This is a genomic window from Barrientosiimonas endolithica, from assembly GCF_030296655.1.
GTDB lineage: Bacteria > Actinomycetota > Actinomycetes > Actinomycetales > Dermatophilaceae > Barrientosiimonas > Barrientosiimonas humi.
The window spans coordinates 1,555,013-1,579,534 of the sequence record NZ_AP027735.1; the positions used below are offsets into that span (position 1 = coordinate 1,555,013).

The 24,522-nt window shown below is 72.7% G+C and carries 23 protein-coding genes and 3 pseudogenes; 15 read left to right on the forward strand and 11 right to left on the reverse strand.

Features of this window, described 5'->3' with window-relative positions; genetic code table 11:
* Window positions 1–68 precede the first annotated feature (68 nt).
* Both QUE40_RS07880 and QUE40_RS07885 read left to right on the forward strand, forming a co-directional pair.
* Window positions 69–764, forward strand: coding sequence for a hypothetical protein (locus tag QUE40_RS07880; RefSeq protein ID WP_289232806.1), 696 nt, complete (start codon window positions 69–71; stop codon window positions 762–764).
* 1,332 nt (window positions 765–2,096) lie between these two features.
* Window positions 2,097–2,600, forward strand: a complete 504-nt coding sequence (locus QUE40_RS07885; protein WP_289232807.1) for an HNH endonuclease signature motif containing protein — start codon at window positions 2,097–2,099, stop codon at window positions 2,598–2,600.
* Window positions 2,601–2,734: 134 nt separating this feature from the next.
* Here QUE40_RS07885 and QUE40_RS07890 read toward each other — a convergent pair whose 3' ends face one another.
* Together QUE40_RS07890 and QUE40_RS19065 are read right to left on the reverse strand one after the other, a co-directional pair.
* The gene (locus QUE40_RS07890; protein ID WP_289232808.1) at window positions 2,735–3,121 is read right to left on the reverse strand and encodes a DUF4334 domain-containing protein; all 387 of its coding nucleotides are present in this window, start codon (window positions 3,119–3,121) and stop codon (window positions 2,735–2,737) included.
* The gene (locus QUE40_RS19065) at window positions 3,040–3,288 is read right to left on the reverse strand and encodes a GXWXG domain-containing protein (RefSeq protein WP_350227103.1); all 249 of its coding nucleotides are present in this window, start codon (window positions 3,286–3,288) and stop codon (window positions 3,040–3,042) included. The genes QUE40_RS07890 and QUE40_RS19065 overlap by 82 nt, the downstream gene beginning before the upstream one ends.
* Window positions 3,289–3,324: 36 nt before the next feature.
* Between QUE40_RS19065 and QUE40_RS07895 the strand changes: the two are divergent.
* From QUE40_RS07895 to QUE40_RS07905, 3 genes and pseudogenes are all read left to right on the forward strand, one after another.
* Window positions 3,325–3,782 (forward strand): annotated as a pseudogene (locus tag QUE40_RS07895) (helix-turn-helix transcriptional regulator).
* Between the two features lie 10 nt (window positions 3,783–3,792).
* Window positions 3,793–4,203, forward strand: a complete 411-nt coding sequence (locus QUE40_RS07900; RefSeq protein WP_289232809.1) for a VOC family protein — start codon at window positions 3,793–3,795, stop codon at window positions 4,201–4,203.
* A gap of 83 nt (window positions 4,204–4,286) precedes the next feature.
* A complete protein-coding gene (locus QUE40_RS07905) occupies window positions 4,287–5,174 on the forward strand; it encodes a Dyp-type peroxidase (RefSeq protein WP_433997054.1) in 888 nt (295 codons plus the stop codon).
* An 18-nt stretch (window positions 5,175–5,192) separates the two neighbouring features.
* On the opposite strand, the gene QUE40_RS07910 is transcribed toward QUE40_RS07905, so the two are convergent.
* A complete protein-coding gene (locus QUE40_RS07910; protein WP_289232811.1) occupies window positions 5,193–5,672 on the reverse strand; it encodes an SRPBCC family protein in 480 nt (159 codons plus the stop codon).
* A gap of 82 nt (window positions 5,673–5,754) precedes the next feature.
* Here QUE40_RS07910 and QUE40_RS07915 point away from each other — a divergent pair, with 82 nt between their 5' ends.
* On the forward strand, window positions 5,755–6,564 hold the full coding sequence (locus tag QUE40_RS07915) for a nucleotidyltransferase domain-containing protein (protein WP_289232812.1): 810 nt from the start codon (window positions 5,755–5,757) through the stop codon (window positions 6,562–6,564).
* 55 nt (window positions 6,565–6,619) lie between these two features.
* Here the strand turns inward: QUE40_RS07915 and QUE40_RS07920 are convergent, their stop codons facing one another.
* The 3 genes and pseudogenes from QUE40_RS07920 to QUE40_RS07930 all read right to left on the reverse strand — a co-directional run bounded on the left by QUE40_RS07920 (window position 6,620) and on the right by QUE40_RS07930 (window position 11,332).
* On the reverse strand, window positions 6,620–7,906 hold the full coding sequence (locus QUE40_RS07920) for a glutaminase (RefSeq protein ID WP_289232813.1): 1,287 nt from the start codon (window positions 7,904–7,906) through the stop codon (window positions 6,620–6,622).
* 27 nt (window positions 7,907–7,933) lie between these two features.
* Window positions 7,934–9,960, reverse strand: a pseudogene (locus QUE40_RS07925) (vWA domain-containing protein).
* Window positions 9,957–11,332: pseudogene (locus QUE40_RS07930) on the reverse strand (MoxR family ATPase). The pseudogenes QUE40_RS07925 and QUE40_RS07930 overlap by 4 nt, the downstream one beginning before the upstream one ends.
* Before the next feature lie 176 nt (window positions 11,333–11,508).
* On the opposite strand from QUE40_RS07930, the gene QUE40_RS07935 reads away from it, so the two are divergent.
* The 4 genes from QUE40_RS07935 to QUE40_RS07945 all read left to right on the forward strand — a co-directional run bounded on the left by QUE40_RS07935 (window position 11,509) and on the right by QUE40_RS07945 (window position 14,273).
* Complete coding sequence (locus QUE40_RS07935; protein ID WP_289232814.1) at window positions 11,509–12,642, forward strand: DUF2332 domain-containing protein; 1,134 nt, start codon at window positions 11,509–11,511, stop codon at window positions 12,640–12,642.
* 37 nt (window positions 12,643–12,679) lie between these two features.
* A complete protein-coding gene (locus tag QUE40_RS19070) occupies window positions 12,680–13,213 on the forward strand; it encodes a class I SAM-dependent methyltransferase (RefSeq protein WP_350227104.1) in 534 nt (177 codons plus the stop codon).
* On the forward strand, window positions 13,165–13,767 hold the full coding sequence (locus QUE40_RS19075) for a methyltransferase (RefSeq protein ID WP_350227105.1): 603 nt from the start codon (window positions 13,165–13,167) through the stop codon (window positions 13,765–13,767). Before QUE40_RS19070 ends, QUE40_RS19075 begins: the two co-directional genes overlap by 49 nt.
* A gap of 71 nt (window positions 13,768–13,838) precedes the next feature.
* Window positions 13,839–14,273: a hypothetical protein gene (locus tag QUE40_RS07945; protein ID WP_289232815.1), complete on the forward strand. Its 435-nt coding sequence runs from the start codon at window positions 13,839–13,841 to the stop codon at window positions 14,271–14,273.
* Window positions 14,274–14,345: 72 nt separating this feature from the next.
* On the opposite strand, the gene QUE40_RS07950 is transcribed toward QUE40_RS07945, so the two are convergent.
* From QUE40_RS07950 to QUE40_RS07960, 3 genes are all read right to left on the reverse strand, one after another.
* A complete protein-coding gene (locus tag QUE40_RS07950) occupies window positions 14,346–15,674 on the reverse strand; it encodes an MFS transporter (protein WP_289232816.1) in 1,329 nt (442 codons plus the stop codon).
* Window positions 15,675–15,684: 10 nt separating this feature from the next.
* The gene (locus QUE40_RS07955) at window positions 15,685–16,473 is read right to left on the reverse strand and encodes a 2-phosphosulfolactate phosphatase (protein ID WP_289232817.1); all 789 of its coding nucleotides are present in this window, start codon (window positions 16,471–16,473) and stop codon (window positions 15,685–15,687) included.
* Window positions 16,474–16,558: 85 nt separating this feature from the next.
* Window positions 16,559–17,179, reverse strand: coding sequence for an L-threonylcarbamoyladenylate synthase (locus tag QUE40_RS07960; protein ID WP_289232818.1), 621 nt, complete (start codon window positions 17,177–17,179; stop codon window positions 16,559–16,561).
* 147 nt (window positions 17,180–17,326) lie between these two features.
* Here QUE40_RS07960 and QUE40_RS07965 point away from each other — a divergent pair, with 147 nt between their 5' ends.
* Entirely contained in the window at window positions 17,327–17,770 is a 444-nt protein-coding gene (locus QUE40_RS07965; RefSeq protein ID WP_289232819.1) for an SRPBCC domain-containing protein, read from the forward strand.
* A 7-nt stretch (window positions 17,771–17,777) separates the two neighbouring features.
* On the opposite strand, the gene QUE40_RS07970 is transcribed toward QUE40_RS07965, so the two are convergent.
* On the reverse strand, window positions 17,778–18,212 hold the full coding sequence (locus QUE40_RS07970) for an OsmC family protein (RefSeq protein ID WP_289232820.1): 435 nt from the start codon (window positions 18,210–18,212) through the stop codon (window positions 17,778–17,780).
* A 29-nt stretch (window positions 18,213–18,241) separates the two neighbouring features.
* Here QUE40_RS07970 and QUE40_RS07975 point away from each other — a divergent pair, with 29 nt between their 5' ends.
* A complete protein-coding gene (locus QUE40_RS07975) occupies window positions 18,242–18,850 on the forward strand; it encodes a histidine phosphatase family protein (RefSeq protein ID WP_142005192.1) in 609 nt (202 codons plus the stop codon).
* Window positions 18,851–18,992: 142 nt separating this feature from the next.
* On the opposite strand, the gene QUE40_RS07980 is transcribed toward QUE40_RS07975, so the two are convergent.
* Window positions 18,993–20,474 carry a glutamate-cysteine ligase family protein gene (locus QUE40_RS07980; RefSeq protein ID WP_289232821.1) on the reverse strand — a complete coding sequence of 494 codons (1,482 nt, stop codon included), beginning with the start codon at window positions 20,472–20,474 and terminating at the stop codon, window positions 18,993–18,995.
* Between the two features lie 127 nt (window positions 20,475–20,601).
* On the opposite strand from QUE40_RS07980, the gene QUE40_RS19080 reads away from it, so the two are divergent.
* The 3 genes from QUE40_RS19080 to QUE40_RS07990 all read left to right on the forward strand — a co-directional run bounded on the left by QUE40_RS19080 (window position 20,602) and on the right by QUE40_RS07990 (window position 23,385).
* Window positions 20,602–20,790, forward strand: a complete 189-nt coding sequence (locus QUE40_RS19080; protein WP_350227106.1) for a metallophosphoesterase family protein — start codon at window positions 20,602–20,604, stop codon at window positions 20,788–20,790.
* A gap of 94 nt (window positions 20,791–20,884) precedes the next feature.
* On the forward strand, window positions 20,885–21,781 hold the full coding sequence (locus QUE40_RS07985) for an exonuclease SbcCD subunit D (protein ID WP_350227107.1): 897 nt from the start codon (window positions 20,885–20,887) through the stop codon (window positions 21,779–21,781).
* Entirely contained in the window at window positions 21,778–23,385 is a 1,608-nt protein-coding gene (locus tag QUE40_RS07990; RefSeq protein WP_289232822.1) for an AAA family ATPase, read from the forward strand. Before QUE40_RS07985 ends, QUE40_RS07990 begins: the two co-directional genes overlap by 4 nt.
* The last annotated feature ends 1,137 nt before the right edge of the window (window positions 23,386–24,522 follow it).

The following is a 24,522-nucleotide window of genomic DNA, read 5'->3' on the forward strand; positions in this document are numbered from 1 at the left end:
GAACGCTGATTTCCTTGGTTTGGCGGGGTTTCTGGGGCTTGTCGGTGGTCGGTTCTAGGTTGTGTCGCATGGTCGATCTGGATGCTGCGGAGCACACCACGGGCGAGCTGCTCGCGGTGGCCTCGGCTGCGTTGCAAGCGGCCTACACGCGGGTCTCGGGTGGCGTCGCGCCGGAGGCGGACCGGTCCGGGGAGGGTGAGCTGGACCCGGCGACGGTGCTGGCCCAGGTCGGGGCGCTGCACGAGCTGATCAACACCGCTTCGGCGGTGCAGACCCACCGGTTGGCCGAGCACGCCGCGACCGAGACGCACACGGTGTACGACCCGGAGTCCGGTCGGTCGTCGTACACGCTGCGCAAGGGCCCGACCGGGCGGGTGCGCGACACCGCCGCGGCCGACCTGCAAGGGTTGCTCGCGCTGGGGCCGGTCACCGCCCGGCGGGTGCTGGCCCAGGCGGTCGAAGCGGTCGCGTTCTTCCCGCAGCTGATCGATGCGATGGCCACCGGCGCACTGTCCCGGGCCCAGGTCGAGGCCGTGGGTGATGCGCTGGTCGACGTCGAACCCGCCCACCGGCGCAGCACCGCCCAGGGAGTGGAGCACCAGCTGCTGCTGCGCGGGATCGAGGACCTGCCCCCGTCCCGGCTGGGCAAGGTCGCCAAGGCCGCGGTCTACGCCGCCCGCCCCGAGGCCGAACCCGTCGCCCGGGAACGCGCCACCCGCGACCGGCTCGGGGTGTGGTTCTCCCCGGTCCGCTGCCCGGGCTGAGCGTGATGAACGCGACCCTGCGCACCCACGACGCGGTCACCATGCAACAAGCCCTGGAAGCCCTCGCCTGGCGCTACCACACCACCGCCCGCAAGACCCACCACGAACAGCAGCAGCAGGACGCGCAGCAGCGGGACGCGCGCCAGGAGCAGCGGACCGGTGAGTGTGGCTGCTGCCCACGGACCACCCGCCGGGAGCCGTGCTGCGCATCGGGCGGGTTCGGCGCCGTGCACGACGCCGACTGCGACCCCGCCCGGCGCGCCGCCACCCGGGCCGCCGATGCGGCCGAGGACGTCCCGGTCGGTGCGCAAGGTGGAGAGAACCCCCTGCCCAAGCTCGGCGAGTGCCGCACCGATGCGCTGCGCGACCTGCTCATGGCCCAGGCCAGCATCGAGACCACCGCCACCCTCCTGGTCCCGATCATCCCCTTCCCCGCCACCCCGGCCGCAGAGCGACAACCGCCGGCAGCACAGGCGCCTGCGCCGGTGGCAGAACCGCAACCGAGAACCCCGAAGACCAGTACCCACAAGCAGACGGCACCGCCCGAGACGGTCACGCCGCGACCGGCCACGGACCCGTCACGACTGCCGAAACCTGTTGCCAACCCTACGGATCCGCCCTCGCCGTCGAGGTTCGGTCCCGACGCTGCCCAGGCCGGGCCGCCCAGGAGCGGATCGGACCGGGCTCCTGCGGCACCCGGCAGTGCTGGCGTGCCTGGAGTGCCCCTGGCCCGCGGGAGCTGGTGCCCCGCGATTCGGTGGAGGAGCTGTTGGCCGGCCTGCCCGACAAGGTCCCCGACCGTGTCCCTACCGCGTGGATGCGCCGCGTCGCCGACCAGGTACGCCGCGCAGAACGCACCCGCTCCGTCGTCGAGGAAAGCCTCATCCGGCTCCTCGACCACCACGACATACCCACCGACCGCCCCGACACCCACCCCCGAGCAGCAACCACGCGCAGAACCTCCACGGCCTCGACCTCGACGGCCTCGACCTCGACGGCCTCGACAAGCAGGCCCCTGGCCCGGGGCCGAGTCACGGACCCGACACGCGTCCCGCGCCGTCCGGCGCCCCGCCCGCGGGCACCGGTCCGCGCGGCAGGCTGACCATCGCCCACGTGCCCGGCACGGTGCTGCTCGACCTCACCACGACCCGCAACCCCGCAGCCACGCCCGGGCCGACGCAGCGGCAATCCGAGCAGCAGCTCCGCGCGACTGGGGCAGCCCTTGCCGAGCCCGGCGCGCCTGCCCCGGACGCTGGCGAGCCCGGGCCGGCCGCCTTTGGCGCTGGCGAGCCCGGGGCGGTTACCGCTGGAGCAGGAGCGCACGATGAGTCGTTGCCGCCGATCCGCGACGTGCTCCACCGCCCCGGCAGCATCGACCACGTCCAGATCCCCGGCCTGGGCGTCATCCCCGCCGACGTCATCACCGCCATCCTGCGCGCCGGCAGCCTGACCCTGCGCCGAGCCCTGCTCGACACCACCACCGGCGCCCTGCTCACCGGCCCCTCCCCCGCCCGCACCCCCTACAAACCCAGCCACGCCCTGGCCGAGGCGATCCGGCTCCGCGACGGCACCTGCCGCTTCCCCGGCTGCACCCGCCCCGCCGAGCACGCCGACATCGACCACGTCAACCCCTACGACCCCGACAACCCCGACGCCCAGACCACCGGCAGCAACCTGCAGTGCCTGTGCCGCGCCCACCACCGCGCCAAGCAGTCCGGCGCCTGGACCGTCACCATGACCCCCGACGGCATCTGCACCTGGACCGCCATCACCGGCGAACAACGCTTCACCTACCCCCAGCACGCCGACCTCCTCGACGCCCCGCCACCCTTCTGAGCACCGACACCCTCTGGGCGCAGCCACCCCGCTGACGGGGCCGCAACCTCTTGGGAGGGCAGCACCGCGAGACCCAGCGCCCGGGCTCGCACGGCCTAGGCCGCCAGCCGGGTCGCGCGCATGCACGACACGGGCTACGACACCGGGAGCGAGCTGTCCCGCCGCAGCACGAAGAAGTACGGCTGCTGCGCCCCGCGCATGTCCATCGCCCCAAGCACGGCGTCCTCGTCGATGCGCCGGAAGACGTCGTTGATCGGGAGCTGGTCGTAGACCATCGTCGCGGAGTCCACGCCGCGGTAGCGCGTCGTGCGCAACCGCGCCCTCGGTCCGCGCGCCCGCAGCCCTGGCCGGGCGATCGAGACGCGGCCCGGACTGGCCAGGGCTCGCAGCGGCCGTAACCGGTCGCTGATCTCGGCAGCGCCGAACGCCACCACCGGGCTCATCGGCCACAGCGACCGGCCGTCCCGGCTCGGGAACAGCAGCGGATCGACCCGCTCGGCGTCGACGAAGCGCTTCCCCACCAGCCGGTCAGCGCGAGCAGACCGTCCATCGGGTGGCCGGTCGGCACCTCCGCGCCGCGCCAGGTCCCGCGCAGCGCCGCCGGCTCCAACGCTGCCAGGCCGTCGAACAGCGCCAAGGCATCCCCCGCGTCGGCGGGCACGTGCGGAAGCACGTCATGAGCCTGCATGCGGACCACGCTACGTGCCACGATCCAAGCGTGAGCGTGAGCGAGCAACGGGCCGGGGGCCCGAGCCTCGAAGACCTGGCGCGACTGCGTCGGGTGCGTGACCGCATCGACCGCGACTACGCACAGCCCCTCGACGTCGCGGACCTGGCCCGTGGCGTACATCTGTCCGCGGGGCACCTCAGCCGACAGTTCCGGGCGGCGTTCGGCGAGTCGCCCTACTCCTACCTCATGACTCGGCGCATCGAGCGCGCGATGGCGCTGCTGCGGCGGGGCGACCTGAGCGTGACCGAGGTGTGCTTCGCGGTCGGCTGCTCCTCCTCGGGACGTTCAGCACCCGCTTCGCCGAGCTGGTCGGCGTGCCGCCGAGCGTCTATCGCCGCGATGCCGCCAGATCGGCCGCGGGCACGTCGACCGAAGGCATCCCCGCGTGCGTGGCCGGGCGCGTGACCCGACCGATCAGGAATCGAGAAGCACCGCTGGGCGAGCGGTCCTAGCGTTGCGCCCATGGATCTCAACATCTCCGCCAGCTTCCTGCCGCACACCGACCCCGAGGCCTCGATCGCGTTCTATCGCGACCTGCTCGGCTTCGAGATCCGCAAGGACGTGGGATACCAGCAGATGCGCTGGATCACCGTCGGCCCGGCCGGCCAGCCCGACACCTCGATCGTCCTCACTCCCCCGACGCCTGACGGCATGGGCATCACCGAGGACGAGGCCGCGATGATCGCCGAGATGATGGCGAAGGGCACGTACGCCAGCCTGCTCCTCGCGACGGCGGACGTGGACCAGACCTTCGAGCAGGTGCAGGCCGGTGACGTCGAGATCGTCCAGGAGCCCACCGACCAGCCCTACGGCATCCGCGACTTCGCCGTGCGCGACCCCGCAGGCAACCTGTTACGCATCCAGCAGCGCTGAGAACCGGGCCTTCGCCTGACCGAGCAGATAGCGTCGGGCCCGTGGCAACCCAGAAACTGGTGGCGCCCCCGGCGCGAGCGGCAATGTTCCTCACCCTCACGGTCAACGACGGCAGCGAGGAGGCCGTTCGAGACCTCCTGACCGGAATGTCCGGGTTCACCCGGTCGGTCGCGTTCCGCGAGCCCGACGAGCACCTGCTCTGCGTCGTCGGCATCGGCTCGCACCTGTGGGACCGACTGTTCCCGAACCTGCCGAAACCGCGCGGCCTGCACCCGTTCGAGGAGATCAAGGGCGACAAGCACACCGCCGTCTCCACGCCCGGCGACCTGCTGATCCACCTGCGCTCGGGCCGGCTCGACATGTGCTTCGAGCTGGCGCGTCTGCTCGGGAAGAAGTTCGAGGGGCACGCCGAGATCATCGACGAGGTGCACGGGTTCAAGTTCTTCGACGAGCGCGACCTGCTGGGCTTCGTCGACGGCACCGAGAACCCCGAGGGCGACAAGGCCGAGGACGCCGTGACCATCGGTGAGGAGGATGCGGCGTACGCCGGCGGCAGCTACGTCATCGTCCAGAAGTACCTGCACGACATGGCCGGCTGGGACGCCCTCAGCGTCGAGGAGCAGGAGGACGCGATCGGCCGCAGCAAGCTCGACGACGTCGAGATGGACGACGACGCGAAGCCCGCCAACGCGCACATCAAGCTCAACGTCATCCACGACGCGGACGGCAAGCAGCTGCAGATCATGCGGGACAACATGCCGTTCGGCTCGGTCGGCGAGCGGGAGTTCGGCACCTATTTCATCGGGTACGCCAAGGACCCGAGCGTCACCGAGCACATGCTGCGCAACATGTTCATCGGCGACCCGCCGGGCACCTACGACCGGATCCTCGACTTCTCGACCCCGCAGACCGGCGCGCTCTACTTCGTCCCGTCGGTCGACTTCCTGGACGACCCCACGCCGCGCGGCTGACGCGAGAACCCTGGTGCATCAACCCCGCTCGGTCGCCTCGGCCAGCTCGGCGAGCCGGTCGAGCGAGGCCTGCAGCATGGCCGGCGAGGTGGACCGGGCGCGCGCCATCCGGCTCTCGTCGGTCAGCTGGGTCCAGTCGTAGGTGTGCGTCACCCGGGTGGCCCCGTCACCGGTCGGCTCCAGCTCCCAGCGCCACAGGTGACCGGCCGGGGCCTCACCCTCGCTCGCGGGGCGCCAGGCGATCAACCGCCCTTCCTCGAACTCCACCACGTGGTTCTCGCGCACCTTGTCACCGCCCAGCAGCACCATGCGGAAGATGTCCCCGACCTCCCGCACCCGCTGGCCGGCGTCGGCCTGCCCGAGGTTGTCGTTGCCGTCCCACTCCGGCTGCCGGGCAGGGTCGGCGATGAGCTCGAAGATCGTCTCCGGGGTGGCTCGCACCTCGCGGGTCGCGCGCACCACCTGGGTGGTGCCGGACAGGTCGTCGTCGTTGGCCATGAGGCCATCAAAGCAACGACCGCCGACGGGGGTGGGCGAAAAGGCCAGGCGGCCACCGACGTACGCCTGCCACGCTGCCCGGGTGACCACGCCCGATCCGATCGCTCCCGAGCTGAGCGTCCCGCCCGACCTGATCCTCACGTCGGCCCAGCGGGCCCTCCTGCACGAGGTGGCAAGCCGTAACGACCGCGACCACGGCGCCGACTTCCTCGGCATGGTGCTGTCCGGGTCGGTCGCGCGCGGGATGGCGACCGAGCGCAGCGACCTCGACGTCTACGTCGTCCACGCGCAGGAGACCGGCCGCTCCACCACCCGCAGCCCGGCCGTCGACGAGATCCCCACGACTCTCGCCGACCTCGAGGACGTCTCGCCGTTCGCGAGCGAGGGGTGGTGGTACCGCTGGTCGTTCGCGTACGCCGTCACCCTGCTCGACCGCACCGGTGGACGCATCGAGCCGGTGGTCGCGCGGCTCGCGGCGGTCGACGCCGACGAGCAGCGGCAGATCCTCCTCGACCACGACCGGCTCGACGGCTGGGTCAACTACGCCTACCGGTCGCTGAAGTCCGACCGCGACGGTCGCCGGCGCGAGGCCCGGCTCGACGCGGTCGAGTCGATCCCCTGGCTGCTCGACGTCGTGTTCACCCTCGAGGGGCGGGTCCGGCCGTACCACAAGTACCTCCCGTGGGAGCTGCGCGAGCACCCGCTCCCGCACTGGCCGGGCGAGGACCTGCTGCGGCTGCTCGACGCCACGATGGATGGCGATCCGGCCGCGCTGCGCGAGACGTACGCCCGGGTCCGGGAGCGCTGTCTGGCTCACGACGCGGCGTCGGGTAGCACCGTGCTGCAGGACCAGGTCGACGACTGGGGCGTCGAGCTGGAGATCTTCGGCTGAGGGGTCTCGATACGCGCGCTCGTCCCTCACGCGCTACTCGCCCGGCATGCGTGGATCAGACGCGTTCGTGGTCCGCGAAGTCGGACAGGTCGTCGGAGTACTCCGGGACCGGCTGCCCCTCGTCGGGGTCCGGCAGCCGCTTCTCCGGGTCGAGCACGGTGACGTCGATGCCGTCGTGCTGGGCCCGGCGTACGGCCTCTGCGAGCATCCGCTCGGCGACGTTGTTGAGCGACGCCACGCGGCGCAGGTCGAGCACGAGACGGTCGACGTCGCCGAGGCTGCCCTCGAGCGCGCGCAGCACCCGCTCGGCACCGCTGAACTGGATCGCCCCCTGCAGGCTCACGACCCGCACCAGCTGACCCGATGGACCGCGCAGCGTGCGGTCGCGACGCACGACGGCACGGGCCGGCTCGGGCGCCTCCATGATGTGCATGCCCATGTCGCGCGACATCCGCGAGCACAGCCGCACCCCACGCACGCTGTTGCCGTGCGCGTCGAGCCGCGGCGAGACCGTGGCGATCCCGACCTGACCCGGCAGCACCCCGAGGATGCCGCCGGAAACCCCACTCTTCGCAGGGAATCCGATGGTCGACATCCAGTCGCCGGCGGCGTCGTACATCCCGCACGTCATCATCACGCTGAGCACCTGGCGCACGACGTCGCGTTCGATCACCCGCTCGCCCGTGATCGGCTGCACCCCGCCGTTGGCGAACGTCGCGGCCATCGCCGCCAGGTCGCGCGCGGTGACGAGCAGCGAGCACTGGCGGGTGTATCCGGCGACGACGTCGTGCGGCTCCTGCCCGATGACGTCGTACGACCGGAGCATGTTCGCGATGGCCTCGTTGCGATAGGCGGTGCGCAGCTCGGAGTCGTAGACCTTCTCGTCGACCTGCAGCTCCCGGCCGGCGAAGGCCGACATGCCCTGGCGGACCAGCTCGAAGCGCTCGTCCGCGCTAGCCCCGGGGTCGCCGATGAGCGCGTGGGTGGTGAGCGCGCCCGCGTTGATCATCGGGTTGAGCGGCCTGCCCGAGTCGCGCTCGAGCGACAGCTCGTTGAACGCCTCGCCGCTGGGCTCGACCCCGACCCGGTCCAGCACGTGCTCGAGACCGTGCTGGGCGATGGCCAGGGCATAGGCGAACGGCTTGGAGATCGACTGGATCGACACCTCGGTCTCGGCGTCACCGGCCTCGTAGCGCACGCCGTCGACGGTCGAGATGCAGATGCCGAGGACCTCGGGGTCGGCCGCGGCGAGCTCGGGGATGTAGTCGGCCGTCTCCCCCGAGTTGTCACCGCCGCACTCGTCGAGGATCTGGTGCAGGTAGTCCGGAACGGGTGAACGCATGCGGCCATCCTGCCAACTGGGCGCGGCTCACCCCACCCAGAAGCCCCGCCCGCCGAAGAACGCGTCGTAGGACATCGGGTCGCCCGGGTCGCGCGAGCCGAGGTAGCTCCCGAGCACGGCCGCGCCCAGGTCGTCCAGCTCGGGGGCGACCACGCGGCCGTCGACCCGGGCGGCCATCGACTGCACGAACCGCGCGAGGCCTGGGTCGTCGCCGAGCCGGAAGAAGGTCGTCTGCGCCCCGAGCCGCCGGCTCGCGTCGAGCTCGCGCACCGCGTGCGCGATCGTCAGCGGGTGCGGCGGGTAGGAGAAGAACACCTCGCCGTCGGGCTCCAGGTGCGACGTCGGCTCGCCGTCGGTCACGACGAGCAGCACCGGCTGGGCCGACGGGTGCTTGCGGAAGTGCCGGTTGGCGAGCAGCAGCGCGTGGTGCAGGTTCGTCCCCTTGTCGTGCCAGGGCTCCAGGGCCGTCAGCTGCTCGATCTCCATCTGTCGCGCCGCACGGCCGAAGCTGATGAGCTGCAGGTCATCGCCCCGGAACCGGGTGCTGATCAGCGTGTGCAGCGCCAGCGCGGTGCGCTTCATCGGCACCCACCGGCCGTCCATCGCCATGGAGAACGACGTGTCGACGCACAGCGCCACCGCCGCCTGGGTGCGCGCCTCGGTCTCGGCGACCTCGACGTCGCGGATGTCCAGGCGTACGCCCGTGCTCGGGTCTCCCCGTCGCCCACCGTGCGCAGCACGGCGTTGCCGATCGTGCGCGTGACGTCCCACGGCTCGGTGTCGCCGAAGGCCCACTCGCGGCTGGACCCGGTCAGCTCGCCCGCGGCACCCGCCTTGCGCAGGTCGCGCTGGCCCTGCCGGCCGGACAGCTGCTGGGCCACGTCGCGCAGCAACGCTTTGCCGAGCTGTCGCATGGCGCGCGGCGACAGGCGCAGGTCGCCCTCGGAAGTCCTTCGCAGATAACCGGATTCGCGCAGCGCCCGCTCGAGCTCGGTGAGGGTGCGCGCGTCGACCGCGGCCTCGTCACCCAGCTGCCGGGCGAGGGCGTCGAGGTCGACGTCGTCGAGCCGGGCACCGGCGTACATCTGCTGCAGCTGCTCGCTGAGCGCGTCGAGCTCGGCGATGTCCTGGATCACCCCGGTGCCGTCTCCCAGGCCGACGCCCTCGTCGCCCTGGAAGCGCTCCGAGCCCGACCAGTCCGCGCCCGGGCGCAGCCCGCGCAGGTTGGCGTCGAGGCGGTCGAGCGCCTGGCTCAGGGCCGGCGACCCGAAGGCCTGCTGCGACAGCTCCATGAGCTCCTGGCGCTGCTCGGGCGACATGGAGTTGAGCAGCCGCTGACCGGCGGCCGCCCGCTCGGCGAGGGAGTCGATGAGCTCCTCGACGTTCTGCGGCTCGTCGGGGAAGAAGTCGCCGTGCTCGCGCATGAACTGCTGGAACTGCTCGTCGGTGTCCTCGCCGCGGGCGTGCGCCTCGAGCAGGTCGTTGAGGTCGCCGAGCATCTCGTCGACCCGCTGCCGGTCCTCGTCGGTGGCGCCCTCGAGCGCCTGCTTCATGCCCTGGAAGCGCTGGTCGAGGACCTCGCGGCCGAGCAGGTCCTTGATCTGTTCGAACGCCTCGCGCGCGTCGCTGGACTGCCAGTCGTAGGAGGACAGCTCGTTCACCGCGGCCGCCGGCGAGGGCGGCAGGTTGTCCAGCTGCATCTCGCGCAGCGCCCGGTCGCCGTCGTCCATCGTGACGTCGCGGGCCAGCTGCCCGCGCTCGGCCAGGACGGCCTTGTCGAGCAGCTCCTTGACCTGGCGCAGGGTGCCGTCGAGGTCGTGCTGCTGCAGCAGCTCGCGCCGCCGCTGCGCGACCTGGGCGGCGAGGTCGTCGAGGCCCCGCTGCTGCTGCCCGCCGCGGCGCAGGAACTCCTGCATCGCCCGCTCCGGGCTGTATCCGGCCATGACGTCCTGCCCGATGGCGTCCAGCGCCTCGGACAGGTCGACCGGCGGCGCCAGCGGGTCGGGGCCGCCGGTGTAGCGGCCGTATCGGCTGGAGCGTCCGTGCGCGCTCATCCGTAGATCGTCTCTCCCGAGCGGGTGTCGGTGTCCTTGTCGACCTTGCGCGCGAGGAACAGGCCCTCGAGAGCCAGCTCGATCGCGCTGGCCCGCTCACCGTCGGTGGTGGCGTCGAAGCGCTCGGCGATGTCGTCGTACAGCGGGGACTCGCCGAGTGCGGGCAGCCCTCGAGCAGCTCGCGGGCCGTGACCCGCTCGCCCGTGGTGACCGTGGAGCCCTCCTCGATGGAGCGCACCAGCGGTCCGAGGTCGATGCCCTTGAACCGCGCACGCACCGTCTCGGCGGTGGCGGTGCGCAGCAGGTGGTCGAGCACCTCGCGCTCCCGACCCTCCTCACCCGCCTCGAACTCGACCTTGCCGCCGAGCACGTCGACGGCCGTCTCCAGGTCGACGACGCGGGCCACCGGCTCGTCCTCCCCGCGCACCGTCCCGCGGTGCAGCGCGGAGGCGGCGATGGTCTCGGCGCCCGCTATGGAGAATCTGGCGCTGACGCCGGATCGCTGGTCGACAGAAGGGGATTCGCGCAGCGCCCGGGTGAACCGGGCGAGGATCTCGAGCAGCTGGTCGGGCACGTCGGCCACGAGGTGCGCCTCCTGGCGCAGCACTGCGACCTCGTCCTGAAGCTCGCGCGGGTAGTGCGTGCGGATCTCGGCGCCGAACCGGTCCTTCAGCGGCGTGATGATGCGCCCGCGGTTGGTGTAGTCCTCGGGGTTGGCGCTGGCCACGACCAGGACGTCGAGCGGCAGCCGCAGCACGTACCCGCGGATCTGGATGTCCCGCTCCTCCATCACGTTGAGCATCGCGACCTGGATGCGCTCGGCGAGGTCGGGAAGCTCGTTGATGGCGACGATGCCGCGGTGGCTGCGCGGGATGAGGCCGAAGTGGATCGTCTCGGGGTCGCCCAGCCGCCGGCCCTCGGCCACGCGCATCGGGTCGACGTCGCCGATGAGGTCGGCCACGGAGGTGTCGGGCGTGGCGAGCTTCTCGGCGTAACGCTCCTCGCGGTGCCGCCACGAGACGGGCAGGTCGTCGCCGAGCTCGTCGGCGCGGCGCCGGCTCTCGGGGGTGACGGGGTCGAACGGGTGCTCACCGAGCTCGGACCCCTCGATCACCGGCGACCACTCGTCGAGCAGCCCGACGAGGGTGCGCAGCAGACGGGTCTTGCCCTGACCGCGCTCGCCCAGCAGCACCACGTCGTGACCCGCGAGCAGCGCGCGCTCCAGCTGCGGCACCACGGTGTCCTCGAAGCCGTGCAGCCCCGGCCACGGGTCCTCGCCGGCGGCGAGCTTGGTCAGCAGGTTGGCGCGCAGCTCCTCGCGCAGGGTGCGCTGCTCGTGCCCCGAGGCACGCAGCTCACCGGCGGTCGAGATCTGTGGAGGGGTGGTCGCACCGTCGTGCGGCGGGACGTCGTTCGTCGAGCTGTCAGGGGCGGTGGTCTTCGCATCTGGACTCACTTCTTGACGCTAACTCCCGATCCCGGGAAGCGAAACCCGTTCGGACGGGTGGGTGCCCGGGCGAGGAGACGACGTGCTCCTAGGCTGGAACCGTGGCTGAGCGTGTGGACCGGGCCGGTGAGACCGTCGACGACGTGCGCCTGTTCTTCGCCGAGTTCGCGCGCGACTACCCCGACCTCCCGCTGTACGCCCACCTCACCTCCGCCATGAGCGCGGACGCCGACCTGGCCAGGATGCTGCTGGTCGCCCGACCGGGTCAGGCCCGGCCCGTCCTGTTCCTCGCTGCCCTGCACGACCTGGTGCTGCGCCGCCCGGACGTGCCGGCGGCGCCCTGGTTCGCACGGGCGGCGGCCGGTGAGCTGGCAGATGGAGACGACCCGTGGCCCGACGTGCGCGCCACCGTGGTGGCGCACCGCGCCGAGCTGGAGCGCACGATCGCGACCCGCACGACCCAGACCAACGAGGTCAACCGCGCGGTCTACGTCGCGACCCTGCTCCACCTGGCCTGCCGCGACGTCGGTGACCTGCCGGTGGGCCTGGTCGAGCTCGGCGCCAGTGCCGGACTCCTGCTCGGGGTCGACCGCTACCGCGTCGGGCTCGGTGACCTCGTCACCGGTCCGGCGGACTCCGCGGTGCGCTGCCACGGCGAGAATCGGTCACGAGACCCGTTGCGGTCGTTGCTGATTCCCCCGATCGCGCCCCGCGTCGGTGTCGACCTGCACCCCGTCTCGCTCGACGACGACGAGGCCGTGCGCTGGCTCCAGGCCTGCCTGTGGCCCGACGTCCCGGGCCGGCTCGAACGGTTCCGGGCGGCCGTGGACGTGCTGCGTGACGGCCCGCCACAGCTGGTCGAGGGCGACATCGTCGACGCGCTCCCCACCGCAGCGGAGGCCGCGCTGTCGGCCGGGCCCGCGAGGCACCTGGTCGTCCTCACCTCCTGGGCCCTGACGTACGTCCACCGCACCCGGCGAGACCAGCTCGCCGAGCACCTGGCGCAGGTCGCGGCCGACGGCACCCCGGTCTCCTGGGTCTCCGCCGAGCCTCCGGGCGCGGTTCCCGGTGTGCCGCAACGGGACTCGAGGCACGCCGAGGTCAACACGGTGCTGGCGGCGCGGCGCTGGCGCGACGGCGTGGAGGTCGCTCCCGAGGTCTACGGCCACTGCCACCCGCACGGCGCCTGGGTCGAGCTCGATCCGCTCCCGGGCGGAGGCGACCGTGCAGTGTGACTACTACGACGCCGATCTCTGCCGGTCGTGCACGCTCATGGGGCAGCCCTACGCGCTGCAGCTGCGCGACCTCGAGCGCCACGTGCGCGAAACGCTCGGCGGACTGGTCGCCGAGAGTGCCTGGCAGCAAACGGCTTTCGGTCCCGAGTCGCACTTCCGCAACAAGGCGAAGCTGGTGGTCGGCGGCACGCGCGACGAGCCGACCTTCGGCATCCTCGACGGCGACCAGCAGGGGGTCGACCTGCGCAGGTGCGGTCTCTACGAGCCCGGCCTGCACGACGCGCTGCAGACGCTCACCGAGCAGGTCGCCCGGATCGGGCTGGTGCCTTACGACGTGCCACGGCGCACCGGGGAGCTCAAGCACCTCGTCGTCACCCACGCGCCCACCGGCGCGCTCATGGTGCGCTTCGTGCTGCGCTCCCCGGGCAGCTCGGCCGCATCCGGCGCGCGCTGCCCGACCTGCAGGCCGCGCTGCCGCAGATCACGGTCGTCTCGGTCAACCTGCAGCCCGCGCACAAGGCGGTGCTCGAGGGCGAGGAGGAGATCGTGCTCACCGAGCACGAGACGCTGACCGTGCCGGTCGCCGGGGTCAGCCTCAACCTGCGACCGGACAGCTTCTTCCAGACCAACACCGCCGTCGCCGAGCAGCTCTACGAGCAGGCGGCCGACTGGGTCGCGGCCAGCGGCGCACGCACCCTGTGGGACCTGTTCTGCGGGGTCGGCGGGTTCGGCCTGAGCATCGGTGCGCGGGTGCCGCTGCAGGTCACCGGGGTCGAGGTGGCACCCGGCGCGGTGGCCGCCGCCAGGCAGTCGGCTGCGGAGCTCATGGCGCGAAACCCGTTGTCGTCCTTCGACTTCCGGGTGGGTGATGCCGCCACGACCCTGCGCGACGAACCGCTGCCCGACGTCGTCCTGGTCAACCCGCCCCGCCGCGGCATCGGGCCGCTCGCCGAGACCCTCGAGGTCAGCGGCGTGCCCCAGGTCGTCTACTCCAGCTGCAACGTCGAGAGCCTCGCGCGCGACCTCACCCGCATGCCGACGTACGCCGTCGCGGACGCGCGCGTGTTCGACATGTTCCCGCAGACGCGCCACCACGAGGTGCTGGTGCGCCTCGTGCGGGAGTGAGCGAGGGCGTACGGCGGGGGCCTGTGGATAACTTCCGGGGCGAGCTCGCGATCCGCGCCAGAGTGGTGGCCATGGACACGAACCGAGACCCGATCCCCACCACCCCGATCCGCACCCACCACGACCTCCTCGCGCTCTGGGAGGCGATCGTCGGCGAGCCCGGCTTCGGCCGGCGGACGCTGTGGCTGTCGTTCCTCGACGACGACCACCGGCCGATGAAGATGATCCTGCCGTTCGACGACATGCCCGAAAGCGTCGACACCACCGCCGTCGGCCGGCTGTTCGACTGCGTCAAGGAGGCCAGGGTCGCCGGCACGATCCCCTACGCCTCGGTGGTCGTGATGTTCAGCCGTCCCGGCTCCGGGCGCATCCGCGAGGATGACCGGGCCTGGGCGCGCGCCCTGCACGAGCTGCTCGCCGACCAGACGCCACGGTGGCCGGTGCACCTGGCCACCGACGACGGCGTGGTCGTGCTGGCGCCCGACGACCTGGTGGTCGGCGCCTGAGCGACCACGCCGCCCGAGCGCCGACCAGCCGCGAGCGAACAGACCGCGCGCGCCACCCGGGCCACCTCGCGCTCACTCCTCCAGCGCGAGACCCCGCCGCTCGGGCAGCCCGAACGTCGCGACCGTGGCCACCGCGAACGCCAGCGCGAGCACGAGGAACACCACCGCCGTGCCGCCGGCCTCGTGCAGCACCGGCACCAGCAGGGGTGCCGCGATCGAGGCCACGCGACCGAAGGCGGTGGCCTGGCCCGAGCCGGTGGCGCGCAGCCAGGTCGGGTAGATCTCGGGGGTGATGGCATAGAGCGCACCCCATGCGCCGAGGTTGAAGAACGACAGCGCGCACCCGGCCACCAGGATCGACGTCTCGGTGCCGGCCTGGCCGAACGCCCACGCCGCCACCGCGGACCCGGCGAGGAAGGTCGCGAGCGTCGCGCGTCGGCCCCACACCTCCACGAGCACGGCCGCGACGGCGTACCCCGGGAGCTGGGCGAGCGTGATGACGAGCGTGAACCCGAACGACTTGGCCACCGGGAACCCTTGTGCGACAAGGAAGGTCGGGATCCAGATGAACGCGCCGTAGTAGGCGAAGTTCACCCCGAACCACACCAGCCAGAGCGAGACGGTGCGCACGCGCAGCGCGGGCGACCACACCTCGGCCGGTGACGGCTTCGGCGCGACCGGCATCGGCGGGGAGCTCACCGGCGCCACGCCGGCCGACTCCTCGAACTCGCGCACGGCGGCCTCGGCCTCCTCGGTGCGGCCGCGCCGCTCGAGGAACCGCACCGACTCCGGCAGACCGAACCGCACGACGAGGGCGTACGCCGCCGGCACCACCCCGACAGCGAACGCCCAGCGCCAGCCGTCCTCGGACGCCGGGACGACCTGGTACCCGATGATCGCCGCGAGGATCCAGCCCACCGCCCAGAACGACTCCAGCGCGACGACGACGCGGCCCCGGATGCGCGCCGGGGCGTACTCGCTGACCAAGGTCGAGGCGACGGGCAGCTCGGCCCCGAGGCCCAGCCCGATGACGAACCGCAGCACGAGCAGCATCACGAGCCCGGTGGACAGCGCGGCCGCGCCGGTGGCCAGTCCGTAGACCAGCAGGGTCAGTGCGAAGACCGACCGCCGGCCGATGCGGTCGGCGAGGAGACCGCCGATCGAGGCGCCCACGGCCATCCCGACGAAGCCGATGGAGGCGACCCACGACAGCTCGCCGCTGCTGAGCCCCCACTGCTTGGCGAGGACGACCATGATGAACGAGATGAGCCCGACGTCCATGGCGTCGAGGGCCCAGCCGATGCCCGACCCGACGAGGAGCCGGGTGTGTCGACGGGTGAACGGCAGCCGGTCGAGGCGCTCGGCGCGGGTGAGCTCGCCGGTGGTCGCGGGGGTGGTCACCCGCCGCAACCTACTCGCCGAGCGGGCGGCGGGCGTCGACGAAACGCTCTCCGGACAGCACGGGCACGACCGCGCTCACGTCGAGCTGGGCCGCGTCGACCACGTCGTCGCGGAACCCGGCCCGCACCAGCTCCTGCCCGCTGTCGCACGCGACGAGCCCGGCCTCGAGGTCGTCGGCGACCGCGTCGTACGCCGCGAGCGCCACGTGCGCCTCCGGGCTCGCCTCCCGCAGCACGTCGGCACCCCGGTCGCGCAGCCCGGCCAGCAGGGCGCCGCACCCCCACAGGTCCTCGACGGCCGGGCGCAGCGACCCGTCGTCCCACCGCTCCCCCGCCGCGACGAGGGCCAGCACCCGCGCCGGGTCGTCCTCCAGCGCAGCGTCCAACCAGGCCGCCACGGCGGCGCGGTTGCGCAGCGACACCCCGACCACGGTCGCGCCCGAGTCGCGCAGCCGGAAGCTGATCGTCGACCCGTTGGGCGAGGGCAGCACCAGCCGCTTGAGACCCGACGACACCGCGAGCGAGCGGGGCGACAGGCTGACCGACGTGAGCGAGTCGCTGCGCTGCGCCTCGTAGCGACCCACCGCGTGGTGCGCGTCGCGCGCGGCGGCGTAGGTCCCGAGGTCCTGGCGGTCCCAGGCGTAGGGATAGACCTCGGCGCCCACCTGCACCGCGACGGTGAGCGCGGTGGTGAAGCTGAGCACGTCCACGACCACCGCCAGGCAGTCCGGCTCCACGATGCGGTCGGCGCCGATCGGCCCCCACTCCAGGCGTACCCGGCTGCTGCGCTGCGTCACCATCCCGCCATCAGACACCCCGCCGCGACCCGCGGGCCAGCGATCGTGCCGAGCGCGGCGGAGACGCCTCGGCGTCAGCTCGGACGGGTCACTCGAACGGCGTCGGGTCGCCGGCCCCGACCCGCACCACCTCGGGCGTCCCGGAGGAGAAGTCGATCACCGTCGTGGGCTCCAGACCCGACTCCCCCGAGTCGATGACCGCGTCGACCTGGTGCTCGAGCCGCTCCTTGATCTCCCGGCCGTCGGTGAGCGGCTCTGGCTCGCCGGGCAGCAGCAGCGTGCTCGACAGCAGCGGCTCCCCCAGCTCGGCCAGCAGCAGCCGCGCCACCGGATGGTCGATGATCCGCACCCCGACGGTCTTCTTCTTCGGGTGCAGCAACCGCCGCGGCACCTCCGAGGTCGCCGGGAGGATGAACGTGTACGGCCCCGGCGTGCTGGCCTTCACCGCCCGGAACACCCGGTTGTCGAGCTGGACCAGCTGCCCGAGCTGGGCGAAGTCGCGGCACACCAGGGTGAAGTGGTGCTTGTCGTCGAGGTGCCGGATGTCGACGATCCGCTGCTTGCCGTCGGCGTTGCCGAGCCGGGCGCCCAGCGCGAACGCCGAGTCGGTCGGGTAGGCGATCAGCCCGCCGTCACGCACGATGTCGGCCGCCTGCCGGATCAGTCGCGGTTGCGGGTCCTTCGGGTGCACGTCCAGATAGCGCGCCATGCCCGGACCGTACGACCTCGCCCGGCTCGTCCGCCAGGGCTCGGCCGGATCGGGGCTGGGCAACTCCTAGGAACCGGCTGTGAACGCCGCCTCCACCCTTTAGGATCGCGCCAGGGCTCGGGGGTTTGGAACGTTGGGGAGTCCTACATGTCAGACGAGCTGGTCTTTTCCTACGACCTGCCGTGCCCGGCGGCGCAGGCGTTCTTCGTCTACGTCGACGGCATCGGGGCGTGGTGGCCGGGCACGTACACCGCCGATCCGGCGACCTTCGAGGGCGTGACGATCGAGCCGCGTGTCGGTGGCCGCATCTACGCTCGCTACCGCGGGGGTCAGCACGACGACTGGGGCGAGGTCACCGCCCTCGAGCACGGGGCGCGGCTTGAGCACACCTTCCTGCTCGCGCACTCCTCGCGCACGCCGAGCACGGTCTCGGTGACCTTCGACGACCACGACACCGGCTCGCGCATGGTCTTCCGGCACGGCGGGTGGACCTCGTCCAACGCCTTCGACCGGCACCGGTTCAGCGACTGGCCCGTGATCCTCGGCAACTACGTGGAGATGGTCCGCGCGTCCGTGCGCACCCGCGCCTGAGCGCGGCTCACTCGGCCAGCGTCGTGGTGACCGGCGTCGGCAGCTCGACGGTGCGGCTGACCGTGCACAGCCGGTCGTGCGAGCGCTGCACCGACTCGGGCAGGATCACGCGGGCCTTGTCACCGTCGGGGCCCTCGGGGAAGGACACCCGGAAGGTCACGTCGATCGGGCCCATCCGGTTGCCGTCGTCGTCGCGCACCTTGTCGCCGCCGCACTCGACCACGAACTCGGTGGGCTCGGCGCGGCGGGTGGTGAACACGTCGACGTCGATCGCCGAGCACCCGGCGATCGCGGTCAGCAGCAGCTCGACCGGCGTGAAGTCGTCGTCGGCGCCGCTGCCGAACGACAGCGTCCCGCCGCGGGCGTTGGTGGCCGTGAACCGGCCGGCCGAGTCACGGGTGAGCGAGATCGAGCGGCGGGCGTCGCCGGGGGTCGTCGTCATGCCCACACCCTGCCAGTAGCCTCGGCCCGGTGAGCAGCGCATCGAGCCAGCCCCAGGGACGCGTGATCCTGCTTCGCCACGGCGAGACGGAGTGGAGCCGCTCCGGGCAGCACACCGGAGCCACCGACCTGCCGCTCCTGCCCGAGGGCGAGCAGGCCGCACGCGATCTCGCGCCCCGGCTGGCCGAGCTCGACGTCGCCGCGGTCTACTCCTCCCCGCTGAGCCGCGCCGTGCGTACGGCCGAGCTCGCCGGTCTCACCGGCCTGGTGATCGACGACGACCTGCGGGAGTGGGACTACGGCGGCTACGAGGGCCTGTCGACCCCGCAGATCCGCGAGAAGATCGGCAACCCGACCTGGGAGATCTTCGCCGACGGCGTGGTGCCCGGCGACACCCCCGGCGAGACGGTCGAGGACGTCGCCGCGCGCGCCAGCCACGTGCTGCGCCGGATCTACGAGGACCGTCGCCGTGGCGACGTGGTGCTGGCCGGCCACGGGCACGCCAGCCGCATCCTCACCTCCGTCTGGCTGCGCGAGGAGCCGCGGTTCGGCGCCAAGCTGCAGCTGGACGCCGGCCGCCTGTGCATCCTCGGCCAGCACCACGGCATCCCGACGATCGAGCGCTGGAACGCCCGCTGACGCCTGACCCACGCCAGTCGAGTAGTCCGCCCACCCACGCTGGTCGAGTAGTCCGCGAGGCACGAGCGGACGTATCGAGACCAACTAGCCCACGCTGGTCGAGTAGTCCGCGAGGCACGAGCGGACGTATCGAGACCCGGCCCTACGGCAGCTCCCAGGTGTGCACCGGCTCGTTGCTGTGCATGCCCTCGAGGTAGCGCTCCAGCATCGAGTGCAGGGCGGTCGGGCGGTCCTGCCCCTTCTCCTCGAACCGGCGCACCGCCTCGATCTGCCAGGTGGCGCCGTTGACCCCGGCCCGGCAGCGTCCTTCGATGACCCCGAGATACCGCTCGGCCACCTCGGAGGCGACACCCCACTCGGCCAGCCCTTCGTACGCCATCGGCAGCAGCCGCCGCACGGTCAGCTCGTCGGCGCGCACCTCGCCGTAGCCGGGCCAGTAGACCCGCGAGTCGATCCCGCGCTGGGCGCACTGGCGGAAGTTCTCCTCGGCGGCGGCGAAGCTCATCCGGGTCCACACCGGGCGGTCGCTGCTCGCGAGCATCTTGATCACGCCGTAGTAGAAGGCCGAGTTGGCCATGCAGTCGATGATCGTCGGGCCGGCCGGGAGCACCCGGTTCTCGACGCGCAGGTGCGGGCGGCCGCCGACGATGTCGTAGATCGGGCGGTTCCAGCGATAGACCGTGCCGTTGTGCAGCCGCAGCTCGGACAGCTCGGGCGCCTTGCCGGCCTCGAGCAGCGCGACGGGGTCCTCGTCGGAGGTCTCCGGCAGCAGCGAGGGGAAGTAGCGCACGTTCTCCTCGAACAGGTCGAAGATCGAGGTGATCCACCGCTCGCCGAACCACACCCGCGGCCGCACGCCCTGGTTCTTCAGCTCCACCGAGCGGGTGTCGGTGGCCTGCAGGAACAGCTCGATGCGGCTCTCGTGCCACAGCTGCCGCCCGAAGAAGAACGGCGAGTTGGCGCCGAGGGCGAGCTGGATCGAGGAGATCGCCTGGGCGGCGTTCCAGTGGTCGGCGAACTCCAGCGGCTGCACCTGCAGGTGCAGCTGCACCGAGGTGCACGCCGACTCCGGAGCGATGCTGTCGGCGTACGTCGCGAGCCGCTCTCCCGTCGGCCCCTCGAAGTCGATCCACAGGTCCTCCCCGCGCGCGGCGAAGATCGCCTCGTTCAGGGCGGCGTACCGGGCGTTCGCGCTCATCCACTCGGTGCTGAAGTGGTCGGGCATGAGCGTCGGGAGGATCCCGATGGCCACGATGTGCGCCCCGGCCTCCTCGGCGCGCTCGTTGGCGCGGTTGAGGCTGGTGCGCAGGTCCTTCTCGAGGTCCAGCGCCGCCGTGCCCGGCAACGGGCGGGGGTCGACGTTGAGCTCGATGTTGTACTGCCCGAGCTCGGTCTGGTAGTCCGGGTCGGCGATGCTGTCGAGCACGGCCGCGTTGGTGAACGTCGGGTCGAGCTTGTCGTCGACGAGGTTGAGCTCGATCTCCATGCCCGTCAGCGGACGGTCGAACTCGAAGCTGCTCTGGGTGAGCATGCGCTCGAACACGTCAAGGTCCTGGTGCACCTTCTCGCGATAGCGCTGCCGCTGCTCACGGCTGTAGCTGGTACTGCTGACCTCGGCGCCCATCGGACACTCCCCTCGACGGTTGGCCGTCAACCTCTCACATCGGCGTAGCGCCTGTCAGGGCAGCCGTTCGGGTGAGCCCGCCGCGTGCCTCCTGGGGGCTGTCGGTGGCCGCTCCTACCCTGCAGGCATGCGGTTCCTGCACACCTCCGACTGGCACCTGGGTCGGGCCTTCCACGGTGTCGGGCTGCTGCCTGCCCAGGAGCTGTTCCTCGACGACCTGGTCGCCACCGTGCAGCGGGAGCAGGTCGAGGCGGTCCTCGTCTCGGGGGATGTGTACGACCGCGCCCTCCTCCGCCCGACGCCGTCCGGCTGCTGAGTCGCACCCTGGGCCGGCTGCGCCGGGCCGGCGCGCAGGTCGTGCTGAGCGCGGGAAACCACGACTCCCCGCGCGTCTCGGCTTCGCCGACGAGGTGCTGGCCGCGGCCGGGGTGCACGTGCGCACCACGGCCGACAGCCTCACCGAGCCGGTGCGCATCGACGGCGTCGAGATCTTCCCGGTGCCCTATCTCGAGCCCGCGTTCGCCGCCGACCGGCTCGGCGCCGGCGAGCGCAGCCACGCCGGGGTGCTGCGCGCGGTCACCGAGCGCATCGCCGACGCGCGCTCCGGCGACCTGCCCTCGGTGGTCATGGCCCACGTGTTCGCCGCCGGGGCGACCACGACGGATTCCGAGCGCGACGTCTCGGTGGGTGGACTCGGCGTCGTCCCCGCCGAGGTGTTCGACGCGTTCGACTATGCCGCGCTCGGCCACCTGCACCGACCGCAGCAGCTGAGCGAGCGGGTTCGATACTCCGGCTCCCCGGTCGCCATGTCCTTCTCCGAGGCCGGACGGTCCAAGTCCTCGCTCCTGGTCGACCTGGACGAGCACGGCCTCGCGGTGCGCGAGCTGCCGGCTCCCGTGCTGCGGCCGCTGGCCCGGCTGCGCGGCAGCCTCGAGCAGCTGCTCGACGACCCGGCGCTCGCGGACCACGCCGACTCCTGGGTCGAGGCCACGCTCACCGAGCACGCGCCCCGCGCGATGGAGCGGCTGCGCACCCGCTTCCCGCACTGCCTGCGCCTCGAGATCGACGCTCCCTCGCGGCAGGGCGACCTGCGCAGCTATGCCGACCGGGTGCGCGGACGCACCGACCTGCAGCTGTGCTGCGACTTCGTCGAGCACGTCCTGGGCCGCGACGCCGACGAGTCCGAGCAGGAGCTGCTGCGCGAGGCGATCGACGGCGCGGCCGTGCAGCGGCGCGGTGCCGACCGCGAGACGTCCGGCGCCGAGCGGGCCGACGACGCCGGCAGAGGCACCACGGGGGCGGCATGAGGCTGCACCGGCTGCGCCTGCAGGCCTTCGGGCCGTTCCCGGGCGAGCACGAGATCGACTTCGACGGTCTCGGCGAGGCGGGCCTGCACCTGGTGCACGGGCCCACCGGTGCCGGGAAGACCTCGATCCTCGACGCCGTCTGCTTCGCGATCTTCGGCGCCCTGCCAGGCGCCCGAGCCGGGGTGGCGGCGCCGGCGTCGCGGTTCGCCCGCGGCGACGTCCGGCCAGAGGTGTCCCTCGAGATGACGGTCGCCGGTCGACGGCTGCGCTTCGTGCGCGCACCCGAGCACGAGCGTCCCAAGAAGCGCGGCGAGGGCACCCTGCGGCTGCGCTCGACCGTGCGACTCGAGGAGCTGCGCGAGGGTTCGTGGAGCGAGGTCTCCAGCAAGGTCCAGGAGGTGCAGCAGCACGTCGACACCGCGCTCGGTCTGCAGCTCGCGCAGTTCGCCCAGGTGGTGCTGCTGCCGCAGGGACAGTTCGCGACCTTCCTGCACGCCGGCCCCGACGAGCGCGCCGCCGTGCTGCGCCGGCTGTTCGACATCCAGCGGTTCGAGGACGTCGAGCGGTGGTTCGCCGAGTCGACCAGCGCCGCCCGCGAGCAGGTCGCCGAGCAGACCCGGCCGCTGCTCGAAGCGCGGTCGCTGGTCGAGTCGGTGCTCAGTCACCTGGACGACGACGATGACGGCGACGATGACGATTCTGCCGACGACCTCTCGGAAACCGTTGTCGCACAGCATGGTTCGCGTTCACCTGCGCGCGCGGCAGCCGAGGTTGCGGGAGAGGTCGTCGAGCGAGAGGTCGAGGACCGTGCGGAGGTCGAGGAAGACGATGGGGCTGGCGCGACCGGCGCGTCGTTGCCCGCCGTGTCCGACCCCGTCGCGCTGCGCGACCACGTGGCCGGCCTCGCCGCCGAGCTGGGTGAGCGAGCGACGGCCGCGGAGGAGCAGTCCGACGCGGCCCGGAGTGCCTTCGACACCGCCCGCGAGGCGCTCACCCGGGGTGAGCAGACTCGCGACCTGCGCGCCCGGGGCGAGCGTGCCCGCGCCGCCCTGCAGCGGCTCGACAGCGACGAGGCCAGGGCCACCCTGGCCGCCGACCGCGACGAGCTCGCCGCTGCGCAGCGCGCGCTGCTGGTCGTCGCCCCGCTCCAGCAGGTCGCCGCCGCCCAGACCCGCCACGGCGAGGCCGCCGCGGTCCGCGACTCGGCGGTGCCTGACTTCGTCCCCCGAGGGTCGGCCGCGCCTGCTGCCTCGGACGGCGACAGCGGTGACCGCGGCGCCGCGGCCGGTGGAGACCCCACCTCGTCTGCGCACGACTCCCCCGCGAGCAGGTCTGCGCACCGCTCCCCCGCGAGCAGGTCTGTGCACCGCTCCCCGCGAGCAGGTCTGCGCACGACTCCCCCGCGGCAGGCGACGACGGAAGCCCCGACGGCACGCCCGACGACGTGCCGGCGCCGATGTCTGCCGACGACTGGTTGGCGCGCCTCGCTGCGGCCTCCCCGGCGCTGCACGAGCACGTCACCGAGACGCGCCGTGTCGCAGCCCGGCTCCGCGACGCCGTGCGCGCTGCCGAAGAGCTCGCCGCGCACCGCGCCGAGGCCGTGAAGCAGGCCGCGGCGACCGAGCGGCTGCGGGCTCGCGAGTCCTCGCTGGCGGCGGCCCTCACGTGCGCCGGCGACGGTGCAGCCCTCCCCCACGCCGAGCAGCTCGTCACCGCCTGCGAGGCCGCGCAGCACCGGTTCGACCAGCTCACCGAGCGGCAGCGGGCCGCCCGCACCTCCGGCGAGCAGCTCACTGCACGCTTCGACCAGCACCGCGACGCGAAGGCCGCCCAGGACGCCCTGCAGGCCACCTGGCGCGGGCAGGTCACCGCGCGTCTGGCGCTCGACCTACGCGACGACGAGCCGTGCCCGGTGTGCGGGTCGCTCGCGCACCCCGACCCCGCCCATGGCAGCGACCCCGAGCTGGTCTCCGACGCCCAGCTCGATGCCGCCGCCGAGGCCGCCGAGCACGCCCGCGTCGCCGAGGTCGAGGCATCCCGCGTCGCCGAGCGCGCCGCGGAGCGGGTGGAGGGTGGCGAGTCCGAGCTGGCGGCCGCGCTGTCCGCCGTCGCGGACCTCGCGCGCGGTGAAGGCTCACCCGAGGCCGGCACGGTGTCCCCGCCACCGCTGGTGCGGGCCGTGGACCTCACCGAGGTCGCGGGCTGGCTGACGCAGGTCGACCGCAGCGCGCGCGACTGGCGCCGCCGCTGCACGGCCGCTCGCGACGAGCACGAGCGGCTCGAGCTCGAGCTGGCCTCGCTGCGCGAGGAGCTGGGTGACCATGCCGATGCCGTACGTCAGAGTGAGCTCGACCGGGTCGCCGCCCGGGCCCGGCTGCGCGAGACGGCGGCCGACGTCGCTGCCGGCAGCGCGCGAGCCAGGTCCGCCCGGGTGGAGCACGACCGCCGGTGCGCCTGCGGCGGCGAGCCCGAGGTGGTGGCGGCCGAGGCCGGGGCGGGTTGCTGGCCGCTCGACGACGCCGACGAGCTGCTGGCCCTGCTGGGCGACGCCGGCGAGGGCGCGGCAGACGCGCCCGAGGCGTCGGGCGAGGGAGCCGGGACGGCGGGCGAGGGCGCCGGGACGGCGGGCGAGGGCGCCGGGGCGGCGCAGAGCTCGGCCGTGGCCGTCCAAGGCACCCTCGACGCCTTCCTGCTCGACGGGGCGCGGCCCTCTGACGCCTCCTTCGACCCGACCGCGGCGA

What these genes read in the sequence shown, in the direction of transcription:
- QUE40_RS07880 (WP_289232806.1), top strand. Translation starts at nt 69, where the DNA reads ATGGTCGATCTGGATGCTGCGGAGCACACCACGGGCGAGCTGCTCGCG.
- QUE40_RS19065 (WP_350227103.1), bottom strand. Translation starts at nt 3,288, where the DNA reads ATGCAGGCTCATGACGTGCTTCCGCACGTGCCCGCCGACGCGGGGGAT.
- QUE40_RS07900 (WP_289232809.1), top strand. Translation starts at nt 3,793, where the DNA reads ATGGATCTCAACATCTCCGCCAGCTTCCTGCCGCACACCGACCCCGAG.
- QUE40_RS07905 (WP_433997054.1), top strand. Translation starts at nt 4,287, where the DNA reads ATGTTCCTCACCCTCACGGTCAACGACGGCAGCGAGGAGGCCGTTCGA.
- QUE40_RS07910 (WP_289232811.1), bottom strand. Translation starts at nt 5,672, where the DNA reads ATGGCCAACGACGACGACCTGTCCGGCACCACCCAGGTGGTGCGCGCG.
- QUE40_RS07920 (WP_289232813.1), bottom strand. Translation starts at nt 7,906, where the DNA reads ATGCGTTCACCCGTTCCGGACTACCTGCACCAGATCCTCGACGAGTGC.
- QUE40_RS19070 (WP_350227104.1), top strand. Translation starts at nt 12,680, where the DNA reads ATGGGGCAGCCCTACGCGCTGCAGCTGCGCGACCTCGAGCGCCACGTG.
- QUE40_RS07945 (WP_289232815.1), top strand. Translation starts at nt 13,839, where the DNA reads ATGGACACGAACCGAGACCCGATCCCCACCACCCCGATCCGCACCCAC.
- QUE40_RS07955 (WP_289232817.1), bottom strand. Translation starts at nt 16,473, where the DNA reads ATGGTGACGCAGCGCAGCAGCCGGGTACGCCTGGAGTGGGGGCCGATC.
- QUE40_RS07960 (WP_289232818.1), bottom strand. Translation starts at nt 17,179, where the DNA reads ATGGCGCGCTATCTGGACGTGCACCCGAAGGACCCGCAACCGCGACTG.
- QUE40_RS07965 (WP_289232819.1), top strand. Translation starts at nt 17,327, where the DNA reads ATGTCAGACGAGCTGGTCTTTTCCTACGACCTGCCGTGCCCGGCGGCG.
- QUE40_RS07970 (WP_289232820.1), bottom strand. Translation starts at nt 18,212, where the DNA reads ATGACGACGACCCCCGGCGACGCCCGCCGCTCGATCTCGCTCACCCGT.
- QUE40_RS07980 (WP_289232821.1), bottom strand. Translation starts at nt 20,474, where the DNA reads ATGGGCGCCGAGGTCAGCAGTACCAGCTACAGCCGTGAGCAGCGGCAG.
- QUE40_RS19080 (WP_350227106.1), top strand. Translation starts at nt 20,602, where the DNA reads ATGCGGTTCCTGCACACCTCCGACTGGCACCTGGGTCGGGCCTTCCAC.
- QUE40_RS07990 (WP_289232822.1), top strand. Translation starts at nt 21,778, where the DNA reads ATGAGGCTGCACCGGCTGCGCCTGCAGGCCTTCGGGCCGTTCCCGGGC.